Below are 12,367 nucleotides of genomic sequence, written 5' to 3'. Positions count from 1 at the left end.
TCGCCGAGCGGCTGAAATATCGATAGAGCCCCTTGTTTCCATGCATGTCGTTGTCCCAAAACCGGGGCACATTTAGGCGACATGCATTAGCGGAGTTCTCTCATGCGCGTCACATCGGATCTATGGGTCTCGGCCCTGTTGCGCCGGGTGTTCAGCGCCGGCGGATTTGCAGCCGTGGTCAAGCGCGGCGCGACCGAGGCCGGTGCTGTGTTCGTCGTGACGCGGGGCAGGCTGGGCGAAGTTGCCCTGTTCGGCCCGGCGCCGCAGACGAGCTACGATTCGGCCAAGCCCGACGACCGGTTTTTCACTCTGCTCGGGGCCGGCGACGATGCCGCCGTGCTCGATGCCAGGCTGGAAAGGGAGAAAAAATTCGATCCCGACATCTGGGTAGTCGAGATCGAGGCGGGCACCGTGCCCGTCGAGGAGCTTATTTCCGTGAAGACGCCCTGAAGCCGGAGGAAGCCGCCGCATCGTCACTGTTCGATGCCGTGCGGATATCGCTGTTTGCGGGTGCTGCCTCGCGAACCGCCCTTGAAAGGGTTTCGGCTTTCCAGAGCCGCACCTTGTCGACGGCTGCTTCGCGATGCAGGAGCCGGTAGCGGTCGAGGAAGGTGCGGATTGCCTGCGGATGCGGGAACTGGCTGGGATAGACCGCAACGGTGATCAGAAATGCCCTGTCCTCGCTGAGGTCGAGCGAGCGCAGTGCGGCAAGCAGCGAGGCATAATTCTGATTGGCGGTGAGCGCGCGCGCGATCGAGAAATCGATATCGAGCGCATCGGCGAGTGCGGTCTGGAAGAACGCGGCGTTTCCGGTCAGCGCCGTCTCGCGCAATTTCACATAGGTATCCGCGCCCGTGAAAGGATCGGCGTTCGTCGCTGCCGCTTCGTCGCCGGTGCGCATCATGGAACGCAGCCTGCGCCGTGCACTTTCGGCGGCAGCGCCGGCCACCTGTTCTCTGCTGGGCTCGTCGACGGCAGCTTCGGTGCTCGCAGGCGCGATCGTGTCTGCCGCGATGACGTTCGCTTCCGGCTCCCGCATTCGCACCAGAGTTGGCCTTTCGAGGGCCCGGATCAGGTCGGCTATGGTCGGGTTCAGGTCCTTGCGGCGCGCGATGGCGCGTGCATGTGGCAGTCCGTGCCGCCCGATCAGCGCGATGAGATCGATGTTGCTGACGGCGCGTGAGCGGATGAGCAAGGGAGCGGCAATGTCGACCGGTTCCTCGCAGAGACGGCGCACCAAAGCGGCGGGGGCATATTCGCATTCGGAAAGGGCGGCTGCCACGTAACGGCGAGACTCGACGGAGACATCGTTGAACAGCGGCAGCGTCAAGTCTTCGAGCTGGCCGATCTCACGGCGTGAAGGGCGGGTGAGCGAGCAGAATGCCGACACCGCGGCGCGGAACAGCCTTTCGGCCTTTCCCGAGTCTTTGCGTACCGCGATTTGCCTGAAGTCCGAAGATGACACGAAGGATACGCCCGTACTCGACACAATCTCGACCACGCTCCACCGGGACTATGTCGGTTTCGCGAGTGTCCGGTCAGGACGTCCTGACCTCAAGACAAAGGTCAAATTAGCGACGATCCGTTAGCGCTCCGTTAACCCTCTGCCGGCCTTAATGATATTTGGAGGCGTTGCGTTGTGCTCCGGGGAAACCGAGAGGAATGCGCGAATCATGGGCATGGTACTGTCTTTCGTGCCGAGAACGGCACCTAGCAATCGGACAAAGCAAACCGCCGAAATTCCGGCGGCGGTGATCATCTTTCCCGGCATCCGCTACGAGCGGTCTCATGGGGGCGACGTGCGGCCGGTCGATCCCGGCAAGCCAGGGTCGCCAGGGACCAAGCCGGTTCCGCACCACTAGAAGTCCTGCAACTCGCAGGAACTCTGCTCGAAGAAGCGCGACACGATCGGCTTCCAGCTGTCATCGGGTACGAAGGCACGGATGACGAAGATGCCTTCCTCGATCGGCGCTTCGACGAAGATCGCTCCCTGAAGCTCCTCGGGAAGGTCCTTGCGCACGTCGATCATCTGCGCCGGCGTCAGCACGACGGCATCCAGCACGCCCTCAGTCGTGGTGTGGTCGTTGAAGGAATAGATGTTGTGGCCGCTGCGGTCATAAACCGACACCGACCAGAACGGAACATGTCCAGGCGCCTTGATGCGGACCATGCCTTCGCCCAGGTCGAACCGACATGCCGTAGCATAAAACAGCGGATCGACGGATTTCACCACGGGCGCGCCACCAGCCTCGGCATCGAGCCGGGTCATCTTGTAGAGATCCGAGGCCATGGACAGACGCGACCAGGCATCGCGTTCGGAAAATTCAGGCACCAGAAACAGCACGACGATGTGCACGATGCCGGCGCCGAGCAGGCCGAGCAGGACCGCATGAAAAAGCCTGCGCATCGCCGCATGGAAACTACGCATCGCAGCCGACCTTTACGATCCGCGGCAGCGAAACGTCCGACAGGCCGGTGCTGCTGGCGATCGGCGTGTCGTAGAAGGTCAGCACGAAATACATCCTGCCGTAGCCGTCGGTCAGCAGCCAGTTGCCCGGCATCGGATAATGGCCGGCGGAAATGATGACCGAATTGTCGGGCTGGCGCACAACCCCATAGGATTGTAGTGCGGCTAGCCGGGTTTTGCCGGTTTCGACCACGCCGAGCGACTGGTCGGCGGCATAGAGCGTCCAGAACCGTGCCGTCGGAAAACCACCCGCGATCGTGTAGGTGCATTCGCGCCTGAGCTCGGCGCCGCCCGCGTCGCGCGCGGCCACGAAGGACAGCCCTTCGGCGCGGCCGAGCGCAAGCACGCCCTCGCGCGCCACGCGGGCCTTGGAATAAGGATCGGCGGACGGCGTGCCGATGTCGGGAAAGGCCGTCCATTGGCCGATCCGGATGGCGCCGGCACCATCCTGGACTTTCAGCGCATACCAGACGCTGCCGCCACCGCCGACGATGGCTATGGCAAGCGAAAGCAGTGTCAGGAAGGCATTCTTGAGCATGAAGGGCCGGGGACACGAAGAGTTGCCGCTCGGGGATATCGCGGCGTGGGGCCTTGTGGCAAGCGGGCCGATGGATTTGCCCGCCCAAGCCAGTCGGAATGATCCGCCCAGTCGGAAAGGATCACAGTGCCGACAGCGTCTCCGGCGATTGAGGCGCATCGAGGGCCAGCGGCGACTGGAACAGTTTGGTCATGTCCCGCAGCGTCTGCGTGGTCCGGCTGGACAGCACCGCCGGCCGTTCAGCCGCGGCATCGGCCGCCGCCTGCGCGTCGCTCTTCTTCTGCGCTTCCTCGGCCTTGGCCGCGATCTCCTCGTCGACAAAGGGTTTGTCGATGCCCGGGATCGGCTTGAGGTCGATGTTCTGGTGCGCGTAGATCATCAGTCGCTGCCACACCATCGCCGGCAGCGAGCCGCCCGTCATGTTCTTGGTCGGCGTGAAGTCGTCGTTGCCCATCCATACCGCCGCCGTGTAGTTGCCGGTGAAGCCGACAAACCAGGCGTCGCGGTAGGATTGCGTCGTGCCGGTCTTGCCGGCGACGACGATGTTGGGAAGTTGGGCCCGCCGCGCCGTGCCCATCACCGGCACCGCCGCCAGCATCGTATTCATCGATTTCAGCGCCTGCTCCGACAGCACCCGGTGTGGCGGCGGCGCATCCTTGGCGAAATCATAGACCACGTCGCCGGTGCGGGTCACCAACTGGGTGATGCCGTGCCGCGAGCCGACGAAGCCGTTGTCGGCGAACACGCTGTAGCCCGTCGCCTGGTCCATCACCGTCATGCCGGAAGTGCCAAGCACCATCGTCTTGTGCGATTCGAGCGGCGATTCCACACCCATCGCCTCTGCCATGGCCTTGATCGGGCCGATGCCGAGATGGTCCTTGGCCAGCCGCACCGGCACGGTGTTGATCGACTTGGCCATTGCCATGATCAGCGTGACGTTGCCCGCCGATCCGCCGCTGTAATTGTGCGGCGACCAGCTGCCCCAGCTGATCGGGCCGCCGGAAATGATGGAATTGGGCGTGAAACCGTGCTCCATCGCCGTGGCATAGACATAGGGCTTGAACGATGATCCGGTTTGGCGAAGCGCCTTGGTGGCGCGGTTGAACTGGCTGGCGCCATAGTCGCGGCCACCGACGATAGCTCTGACGGCGCCGTTGGTTTCGATGACGACCACCGCGCCCTCGGTGACGTTATATTCCTTCCCGAACTGGCGCAGGTGGAACTCCACCGATTCTTCCGCCGCCTTCTGGATGTTGGCGTCGAAGGTGGTGTGGGCAACGAGTGAGTGCTGACCCGGTTTGGCGATCTTCTTGACCTCGTCGAACGCCCAGTCGAGGTAATAGTCCGGGCTCTTCTGTTCGCCGCGATCGACGACGTCGGCCGGGTGCAGCCTTGCCTGCAGGACCTGGCCTTCGGTCATGAAACCGGAATCGACAAGGTTGGACAGCACCACATTGGCGCGCGCACGCGCCGCAGGCAGGTTGATGTGCGGCGCATATTTGGTCGGCGCCTTGAACAGCCCGGCCAGCATCGCCGCCTCGGCGAGGTTCAGATCCTTGACGCTTTTGCCGAAATAGAAATCGGCGGCCGCCTCGATGCCGAATGTGCCGCCGCCCATATAGGCGCGGTCGAGATAGAGCTGCAGGATTTCCTTCTTCGACAGATTGGCCTCGAGCCACAGAGACAGGAAAGCTTCCTTGATCTTGCGCTCCAATGTGCGCTCATTGGTCAGGAACAGGTTCTTGGCCAGCTGCTGGGTGATGCTTGAGCCGCCCTGGACGACGGAATTCGCCCGCACATTCTCGAAGATCGCGCGTGAAAGGCCCAATACATCGATGCCGTAGTGATCGAAGAAGCGGCGGTCCTCCGTGGCGAGAACCGCCTTGATGACATGATCGGGCATCTCGTCGACTGGGACGGAATCCCGCTGGATGATGCCGCGCTGGCCGATCTCGTTGCCGTAGCGGTCGAGGAAGGTAACCGCGAAGTCGCCCTGGGCGCGCCAGTCGCCGGCCGTGTCCTGGAAAGCTGGTATGGCGAGCGCCAGCATCACCACAATGCCGCCGGCGCCGAGTGTGAAACCTTCGCTCAACAGTTCGATGATGCCGCGGCGCCAGCCGCTGACGCGGAAGCGCCGCGAAAAGATCGTCGCGGATTCCCAGAATTGGCGCGCCGTGAAACCGATCTCGTAGAGCGAGGAATCGATCCACGCGTCGAGCGCCAGCAGCCGGGTGGCGATCGGCCCTCTTCTCTTGCGTGGTTCAGGACTGGCCATTCGGAAATCCGGCTAGCGATTGCACGACCTGAGGACCGCAAACCGGCAATTTCAGGGCGATGCACCGTCCCGACTATTCGTCCATTTTGCGGACACCCACAAGGGCGGTGAGGACACAGCTGCACGGTTTGTTGGTGCAAGGGCAGGGGGCAGGCATGAATGGCGACCGCCGCCGCCTCGAAACCAAGCGCATCGCAATCAGCCTGCCAGAGCAGTGACTTGAATGATCATGGCGGCGAGGCTGCCGCAATAGCCGCCTTGAGCAGAACCCGCGCGCCGGTGACCGCGTAGGCGGGCTCCACATATTCCGCCTCGTTGTGGCTCAGCCCGTCACGGCATGGCACAAAAATCATCGCGGCAGGCGCCACCCGGGTGAGGAATAGCGCGTCATGGAATGCCCCCGATATCATCTGCTTGTGCGGCAGCCGCAGGGAATTGACGGCCTCCTCGACAATTTTGACCATATCGGGAGAGAATGCCGCCCCTGGCATGTCGAACGACCGCCTGATCATTGCCGTGCAATGCTGTGCCTCTGCCTCCGCCGCGCAGACCTGGCGCGTTTCGGCTTCGATGGCATCGAGCCGCTCTACCCGCGGGTGTCTGATGTCGACGGCGAAGGCCACCGACTGCGGTATGGCGTTGATCGATCCCGGCTTGGCGGTGACCCGGCCCACCGTCAGCCTTGCGCTGTTGTCGAGCGGCATGACCGTCGTCTGCAGCCTGTGCATTGCGGCAACGGCCGCGACCATTGGATCCCTGCGGTAGGCAAGGCCAGTTGTACCAGCGTGACCGGCAGCGCCCTCAATGGAGACTTCCAGCCAGCGCGTGCCTTGCACGGCGGTGACGATACCGATCGGCAGCCTCTCCTTTTCCAGCGATGGTCCCTGTTCGATATGGAGCTCGATATAGCCGGAGATCGGCATGCCGAGGGGGCGAAAGGTTGCCTCTGGCAAGGCGGAGATGGTTGCCGCGAGTTCCTCCGCGAGGGACGCACCGTCGCTGCCGACTATGGATTGCCATGCGGAAATATCGGCGCCGGTGAAGGCCATGGAGCCCATCACACCCGGCGCGAACCGGCTACCCTCTTCGTTGGCCCAGGCGACGACCTCGATCGGCATTCGAGTTTCGACCTTCGCGTCCTCCACGGCTTCGAGCGTCTCGAAGGCGGAAAGCGTGCCGAGCGCTCCATCGAAGCGCCCGCCGGTCGGCTGGCTGTCGAGGTGGCTGCCGATCAGCAGCGGCGGCAGCGTGGCATCCGTGCCCTCGCGGCGGATGAAGAGGTTCGCCATTGCGTCCTGAAAAACCGCGAAGCCGCGCTCGAGCGCCAATCCCGCCAGCAGGCGCCGGGCGCTGCGATCCTCAATGCTGAACGCCTGTCGGTTTACGCCGCCGGCTGGTGTCGCGCCGATCCGGGCGAAGGCATCGAGGCGGCCCAGCAGCCGCTCGCCGTCGATCTCCGGCACCGAAGTCACCGCTTGAGGCCTCGGATAAAGCCGTTCACCCGTTGCGGGTCGACTTGGTTCCACCACACGCCATCGTGCTTAAGCGAACTGGCGACAATGACGCCGTCGACGATGGCGAGGATATCGTTGGCGTTGTCGGGCGTCACCCCGCTGCCGACAAGGGTCGGCAGTCCGGCGGCGTCCTTGATCATCCTGATGTAGCCGAGATCAGCGGCGTGGCCAGTGCGCTGGCCAGTGGCAATCACCGCGTCGGCATCGAAGAACACCAGATCCTTGACCTGTTCCTCGACCGGCCGGTCGCCGACGATGGCGTGGGCGCCATGCTTGACATGCGCATCGGCGAAGATGCGGATGCCATTGGCCCTAAGCCTGGCGCGGAAGCGCATGGCGCGCGCCGCTTCACCTTCGATAAGGCCCTCATTGGCGACATAGGCGTTGGCCCACTGATTGACGCGGACGAAGGAAGCGCCGGAGGCACTGGCGATCGACAGCGCGGGAATGGAAGCATTGGCAAGCACGTTGATGCCGATCGGCCGGCCGAGTTCCCTGCGGATCCGGTCTGAGACGACGGACATGTAGGCGGAGGTTTCCGGCCCGATATCATCGGGCTTGGCAAACGGAACGTCGCCGTGGTTCTCGACGATCACGCCATCGCAACCGCCGTGCAAATAGGCTTTGGCGTCGTCGAGGCCACGTTGATAGATGGCCTCGACCGCTTCACCATCATAGCGCGGCGCACCTGGAAGAGGCGCCAGATGAACAACGCCGATCACCACCTTGCTTCTGCCGAAGATCGACTGCAGCGCATCATTCGTCGCCTGGCCGACCGGTTTTGAGGATTTTGTCATGCGGTTTCCGCTTCCGTCGTTTCCATGAGCAGTTTCATCTCCCGCCTGTCGGGGCAGGAGCCGAGCGTGCCGGCACGCCCGACCGAGATGGCTGCGGCGCGGACCGCGATCCGCGCTGCCGCGACGAGGTCCATGCCGGCTGCAAGACAGCCGGCGAGGCAACCGCAAAAGACATCGCCCGCGCCGCTTGTGTCTACCACGGCTACCCTCGGCGCCACGAACCGGTCGATCCGTCCTTCGCCATCGGCGACCAGGCAGCCGAGCGCGCCAAGCGTCACGACGGCGGTTCCCGCGCCTTGACGGATTATTTCGCGGGCTGCCTCGTCAGGATTGCTCATTCCGGTCAGCTGCGCCGCTTCGCCTGCATTGGCGATGGCGAGACTGACGTCGCTCAAACCCGCTCTATGGCCGGCCGCAAGCGGGCTTGGATTGAAGACCGTCGTTGCCCCCGCGCCCCGCGCCACCTTTAGGCAAGCGGTCGTTATATCAGGGTCCAGATTACCTTGAACCACGACGATGTCGCCGCGTTCGACCGATCGGATAAAATCGCCGTCGGCCAGGGGATTGAAGGCTGCGGCGCAACTGGCGCCGGTGACGATGAGGTTCTCGCCCCGCGCATCGACCATGATCGTCGACCGATCGCTGGGCAGCTGCAGCATCGTCAGATGGCTGGCATCGAGCTCGCGGCTCAACTGCTCTGTGATCCAGGCTCCGGCGGCATCGTTGCCGATCGCCGCACGGAAGCGGACATCGGCTCCGGTGCGCGCCGCGGCCACCGCCTGGTTCGCACCCTTACCGCCAAGTCCATCGGCATGTTCCGATGCGTTCAGCGTCTCGCCTGCCGCCGGAAACCGGTCCAGCCGAAACGTCGTATCGACACAGACATTGCCGACGACATGGACGCGCATGGCTAATCCCTGGCCGTTGCCCAGCCCAGCATCTGTTCGAACAGTGTCTTGTAGCCATTCCAGGCGATGAAGCCCGGCGGCAGCCAGTGCGGGCCGACATCCGAGGCCCAGGCGACGGTGCGGCCTTGGCCATATTTGCCGGTCACCAGCAGTGGCAGCGAACGGTAGTCGGAGGAAACGGTGGCGAGAACTTCCGCACCGTCCTTGACCGTGACTTCGTTGAAGCCGAGCAGGATCGGCCAATCCTTGCCGAGGCCCTTAAGGATCGGATGGTTCTGCGGGCCGACAACGACCGGCGCATAACCTTCGGGAACCTCGACGCGGTCGTCCACCGGCAGGCAGGTGACGGGCAGAACGTCCTCGACCGGCGTCTTGTGATAGCGCGCGCCGCCATTGATGCCCTGGAAGCTGTAATAGCCGCCGAACATCAACAGGCCGCCGCCATTGCCGACATAGTCGCGCAACAGGCGCAGCCGGTTCGGCGTCGGTTTGGAGTGGACCCACGTGTCCGGGTGGAGCAACAGCGTGTTGGCACCAAGATCGGAAAGCACGACCGCGTCGTAGGCCGAAAGCGTTTCCATGGTCTGCGGGAAATTCCGCTGCGCCTCATGCGCCGGCATGAAGGTGACGTCGAACGGACCGTCCTTCAGCGCGGCCAGCAGCTCATCGGCACCGGTGTGATAGGTCACGGTCGGAAACTGGTCGAAGCCTTTGATGTGGGTCGCGGTCGAGACCCAGGACTCGCCTGCGAGAAGAACCTTCTTCCTGGACATGTAGACTCCTACCTTGTTTGGAGCCGCGGCTCAGAGGCCCTCGGCGAACACAGTCTTTGGATTGTCGATGAGCATCGTGTCGATTGCCGATTGCTCGACACCATGGCGCTTCAGTCTCGGCACGAAATGCTTGAGGATGAAGCCGTAGCCGAAACCGCCGAAGCGGGTCAGCATGATCTTGAGAAAAACGTCCTGCGACAGCAGAATCCGGTCGAGTAGCCCCATGTCGATCAGCGAGCGGATCGCCCGTGCATTCTGCTCGTCGGACGGCGACTGCGCATCCTGGTCGGCATAATAGAAATCCATGCCGATCATGTCGTATTCCAGGAAGGCACCGCGCGCGGCGAGGCTTTGCTGATAGGCAAGATCGTTGTGGCTCGGGTTCATGTGGCAAAGCACCGTATGCCGGAGATCGGCGCCTTCCGCCTCGACCACGTCGAGCACGTCATGCGCCAGCCGCTCCCAGCCCGGCAGATGAATGGTCAGCGGCACGCCGGTGATCTTGGCCGTGCGGGCCGAAGCCCGCAGTGACTTGCGTTCCTCGTCGGTGAAATCCTTGCTGACGCCGACCTCGCCGATGATGCCGGCCATGATTTCGGGTTGGGCCGACCCGCCGCCGACATCGTTGACGAGGAATTCGGTGACGTCGTCGACGTCCATCGCTTTCAGCCAGTCGGGGTGGGTATGCTGCAGGTAGAAGCCTGTCCCCATGACGATCCGCAATCCCGAGGCGCGGGCAATGCGTGCCAGCTTCACCGGATCGCGGCCAATGCCGATATTGGTAGCATCGACCACGGTGTGGCCGCCGAGCGCCCGGTATTTCGCCAGCTCCGAAAGCGCTAGGTCGCTGTCGTCGAGCGAGACGTTGTCGCGGTTCATGTAGGGGTTCATCCGCAACTCGCCGATGATCTCCATGCTGACCGGCTGCTCGGCGATCTTCTTCTCGTCGGGATGGCAGGGGCATTTCCACGATTTCGCGCCATCGAGCAGGATATGCTCGTGCATAAGCGTCACGCCCATGTCGGCGATCGCGACCGGGCCGGTAACAGTCATCACGGTGCCGGAGCGGACACCGATGGGCGCCCGTTCCCTTGGTTTGTCTTCGAACAGATGATCCATGTCAGCGGCTCCGCGTTGCGCCCTTGAACAGCCGGAAATTCAGCCAGATGGCAACGAGGATGATTGTGCCGGTGACGATCGGCGTCAGGAAGGGCGACATGTGCGACAGGATCAGGCCGTTGCCGATAACGGCGACGGTCAACGCGCCGAGCACGGTGCCGATGATCGTGCCGCGCCCGCCGAACAGGCTGGTGCCGCCAAGCACCACGGCGGCAATGACATCGAGTTCGAAACCCTGGCCGGAATTCGACGAGCCGGAACCGAGCCGGGCGGCAAGAACAACGCCGGCCACCGCCGCCGCCATGCCCGACAGGACATAGACGAACAGCGTCATGAAGCGCGTATCGACACCGGCGCGGCGCACGGCTTCGGCATTGGCCCCGATGCCGGTGACATAGCGGCCGAATGGCGTCTGGTTGAATGCGAGATAGGCAACGATCAGGACGACGAGGGCGAGCAGTGCCGGTACCGGCACACCGAGAAACCAGGCCCTGCCGATGTTGACGAAGAAGCTGGTCGGCTCAACCGGGATCGAATAGCCGCCGGTGATCAGCAACGCCACGCCGCGGATGATCGAGAGTCCGGCAAGTGTGACGATGAAGGCCGGTATCCGCTCATAGGCGATGAAGAAGCCTTGTAAAGCACCGATCGCCGCGCCGAGTGCCAGCATGGCGGCGACGACGAGCGGCCACGGCAGGCCGGACTGCAGCAAGACAGCCGACAGCGTCGCAGTCAGCGCCAGCACGGACCCGACCGAAAGGTCGATACCGCCGGTTGTGATGACGAAGGTCATGGCTGCCGCAACGATCAGCAGCGGCGCCGACTGGCGCACGATATTGAGCAGATTGGGCGTCGTCAGGAAAGAGCCGGTGGTCAGCGAGAAGACCACGCAGACGACGAGGAAGAACAGCGCTATCGAGACGACGCTGCCATTGGCTATCGCCACATCCTTCCAGGTGGTGTCGTGGCCGCGTTTGGGCGGCGAGGCGCTGATATCCCTGGGTGATGACGTGACATTCATGGCTGCGCTGCCTCATCACGGCTGGCGCGGGCCGAACGCGCCGTGAACTTGCGGCCGACGATGAGGTTGACGACCTCTTCGATGCTGGTGTCGCCGATCTTGCGTTCGGCGACATTGCAACCCTCATACATGACCTGGATGCGATCGCAGACCAGGAACAGATCCTGCAGCCGATGGGTGATGAGGATAACGCTGACGCCGCGGGCGCTGACGGCGCGGATGAGCTCCAGAACCGCTTCGACTTCCGCCACCGCAAGAGCCGCTGTCGGTTCGTCCATGATCAGCACCGACGGATCGAAAGAGGCGGCGCGGCCGATGGCGATCGACTGGCGCTGCCCACCGGAGAGGTTTTCGACCTTGAGCCTGGTATCGGCTATGACGATGCCGAGCCGGTCGAGCATCTGGCGCGTCTGATCATGCATGCGCTTGTTGTCGAGAAAGGGGACGCCGAGAACGCGGCGGCGCGGCTCGCGGCCGAGGAAGAGATTGCCCGCCACATCAATCGTGTCGCAGAGCGAAAGGTCCTGGTAGACCATCTCCACCCGTGCGGCGCGGGCATCGGCCGGTGAGGAAAAGGAGACAGCCTTGCCGTCGATCTCGATGGTGCCGGAATCCGGAATGACCGCACCGGATAGAACCTTGCTCAAGGTGGATTTGCCGGCTCCATTGTCGCCGACCAGGCCAAGCACCTCGCCAGGCTTCAGGTCCAGCGAAACGTCGTCCAGCGTCTGGATAGGGCCGTATCGTTTGGAAATACCGGTCATCCTGACGCGGTAGGATTCGCCATCGCTCATCACGGTTCCAGTTCTCAAGGCAACAAGTTCAATCGGTCGCCGGGGCGGGGGGGGCCCGCACAGGGGGTTGGGCGGGCCGGGGGGGGGGGGGGGGGGGGAAGGGAACAGGTGGGTGGTCGGGGGGGAATTGTGGGTGGGGGCGGGGGGGGTGGGGGGAGTTG

The 12,367-nt window shown here is 63.5% G+C and carries 13 protein-coding genes; 2 read left to right on the top strand and 11 right to left on the bottom strand.

The window, feature by feature from the left end:
• Window positions 1-102: 102 nt before the first annotated feature.
• Window positions 103-450, top strand: a complete 348-nt coding sequence (locus tag NKH03_RS20405; protein ID WP_352871012.1) for a DUF1491 family protein — start codon at window positions 103-105, stop codon at window positions 448-450.
• Here NKH03_RS20405 and NKH03_RS20400 read toward each other — a convergent pair.
• On the bottom strand, window positions 428-1,465 hold the full coding sequence (locus NKH03_RS20400) for a hypothetical protein (protein ID WP_352970124.1): 1,038 nt from the start codon (window positions 1,463-1,465) through the stop codon (window positions 428-430). The two genes, NKH03_RS20405 and NKH03_RS20400, sit on opposite strands and share 23 nt — an antisense overlap.
• 208 nt (window positions 1,466-1,673) lie before the next feature.
• On the opposite strand from NKH03_RS20400, the gene NKH03_RS20395 reads away from it, so the two are divergent.
• Window positions 1,674-1,862, top strand: coding sequence for a hypothetical protein (locus NKH03_RS20395; RefSeq protein WP_352970122.1), 189 nt, complete (start codon window positions 1,674-1,676; stop codon window positions 1,860-1,862).
• On the opposite strand, the gene NKH03_RS20390 is transcribed toward NKH03_RS20395, so the two are convergent.
• The 10 genes from NKH03_RS20390 to NKH03_RS20345 all read right to left on the bottom strand — a co-directional run bounded on the left by NKH03_RS20390 (window position 1,859) and on the right by NKH03_RS20345 (window position 12,206).
• Window positions 1,859-2,428, bottom strand: coding sequence for a DUF1254 domain-containing protein (locus NKH03_RS20390; RefSeq protein WP_352970120.1), 570 nt, complete (start codon window positions 2,426-2,428; stop codon window positions 1,859-1,861). The genes NKH03_RS20395 and NKH03_RS20390 overlap by 4 nt on opposite strands.
• The gene (locus NKH03_RS20385) at window positions 2,421-3,005 is read right to left on the bottom strand and encodes a DUF1214 domain-containing protein (protein WP_352871006.1); all 585 of its coding nucleotides are present in this window, start codon (window positions 3,003-3,005) and stop codon (window positions 2,421-2,423) included. Before NKH03_RS20385 ends, NKH03_RS20390 begins: the two co-directional genes overlap by 8 nt.
• Window positions 3,006-3,126: 121 nt before the next feature.
• Entirely contained in the window at window positions 3,127-5,280 is a 2,154-nt protein-coding gene (locus NKH03_RS20380; RefSeq protein WP_352970118.1) for a transglycosylase domain-containing protein, read from the bottom strand.
• Between the two features lie 227 nt (window positions 5,281-5,507).
• Window positions 5,508-6,752: a Zn-dependent hydrolase gene (locus tag NKH03_RS20375; protein ID WP_352970115.1), complete on the bottom strand. Its 1,245-nt coding sequence runs from the start codon at window positions 6,750-6,752 to the stop codon at window positions 5,508-5,510.
• The gene (locus tag NKH03_RS20370) at window positions 6,749-7,591 is read right to left on the bottom strand and encodes a BtpA/SgcQ family protein (protein WP_352871001.1); all 843 of its coding nucleotides are present in this window, start codon (window positions 7,589-7,591) and stop codon (window positions 6,749-6,751) included. Before NKH03_RS20370 ends, NKH03_RS20375 begins: the two co-directional genes overlap by 4 nt.
• Window positions 7,588-8,499, bottom strand: a complete 912-nt coding sequence (locus NKH03_RS20365) for a ribokinase (protein ID WP_352970113.1) — start codon at window positions 8,497-8,499, stop codon at window positions 7,588-7,590. The genes NKH03_RS20370 and NKH03_RS20365 overlap by 4 nt, the downstream gene beginning before the upstream one ends.
• A gap of 2 nt (window positions 8,500-8,501) precedes the next feature.
• Window positions 8,502-9,272 carry a glutamine amidotransferase gene (locus NKH03_RS20360; protein ID WP_352970111.1) on the bottom strand — a complete coding sequence of 257 codons (771 nt, stop codon included), beginning with the start codon at window positions 9,270-9,272 and terminating at the stop codon, window positions 8,502-8,504.
• A gap of 30 nt (window positions 9,273-9,302) precedes the next feature.
• The gene (locus NKH03_RS20355; RefSeq protein ID WP_352970109.1) at window positions 9,303-10,391 is read right to left on the bottom strand and encodes a phosphotriesterase family protein; all 1,089 of its coding nucleotides are present in this window, start codon (window positions 10,389-10,391) and stop codon (window positions 9,303-9,305) included.
• Window position 10,392: 1 nt separating this feature from the next.
• Window positions 10,393-11,412, bottom strand: a complete 1,020-nt coding sequence (locus NKH03_RS20350) for an ABC transporter permease (RefSeq protein ID WP_352970108.1) — start codon at window positions 11,410-11,412, stop codon at window positions 10,393-10,395.
• The gene (locus tag NKH03_RS20345) at window positions 11,409-12,206 is read right to left on the bottom strand and encodes an ATP-binding cassette domain-containing protein (RefSeq protein ID WP_352970105.1); all 798 of its coding nucleotides are present in this window, start codon (window positions 12,204-12,206) and stop codon (window positions 11,409-11,411) included. Before NKH03_RS20345 ends, NKH03_RS20350 begins: the two co-directional genes overlap by 4 nt.
• Between the last annotated feature and the right edge of the window lie 161 nt (window positions 12,207-12,367).

Origin of the sequence: Mesorhizobium sp. M1406 (assembly GCF_040317555.1) — a bacterium.
Classification (GTDB): domain Bacteria; phylum Pseudomonadota; class Alphaproteobacteria; order Rhizobiales; family Rhizobiaceae; genus Mesorhizobium.
The sequence above is the reverse complement of the archived record's forward strand: the minus strand, read 5'-3'. Positions and strand labels throughout refer to the sequence as shown.

Coding starts and splice junctions, on each gene's coding strand:
- NKH03_RS20405 (WP_352871012.1), top strand. CDS start 103: ATGCGCGTCACATCGGATCTATGGGTCTCGGCCCTGTTGCGCCGGGTG.
- NKH03_RS20380 (WP_352970118.1), bottom strand. CDS start 5,280: ATGGCCAGTCCTGAACCACGCAAGAGAAGAGGGCCGATCGCCACCCGG.
- NKH03_RS20345 (WP_352970105.1), bottom strand. CDS start 12,206: ATGAGCGATGGCGAATCCTACCGCGTCAGGATGACCGGTATTTCCAAA.
- NKH03_RS20385 (WP_352871006.1), bottom strand. CDS start 3,005: ATGCTCAAGAATGCCTTCCTGACACTGCTTTCGCTTGCCATAGCCATC.
- NKH03_RS20365 (WP_352970113.1), bottom strand. CDS start 8,499: ATGCGCGTCCATGTCGTCGGCAATGTCTGTGTCGATACGACGTTTCGG.
- NKH03_RS20350 (WP_352970108.1), bottom strand. CDS start 11,412: ATGAATGTCACGTCATCACCCAGGGATATCAGCGCCTCGCCGCCCAAA.
- NKH03_RS20360 (WP_352970111.1), bottom strand. CDS start 9,272: ATGTCCAGGAAGAAGGTTCTTCTCGCAGGCGAGTCCTGGGTCTCGACC.
- NKH03_RS20370 (WP_352871001.1), bottom strand. CDS start 7,591: ATGACAAAATCCTCAAAACCGGTCGGCCAGGCGACGAATGATGCGCTG.
- NKH03_RS20395 (WP_352970122.1), top strand. CDS start 1,674: ATGGGCATGGTACTGTCTTTCGTGCCGAGAACGGCACCTAGCAATCGG.
- NKH03_RS20390 (WP_352970120.1), bottom strand. CDS start 2,428: ATGCGTAGTTTCCATGCGGCGATGCGCAGGCTTTTTCATGCGGTCCTG.
- NKH03_RS20355 (WP_352970109.1), bottom strand. CDS start 10,391: ATGGATCATCTGTTCGAAGACAAACCAAGGGAACGGGCGCCCATCGGT.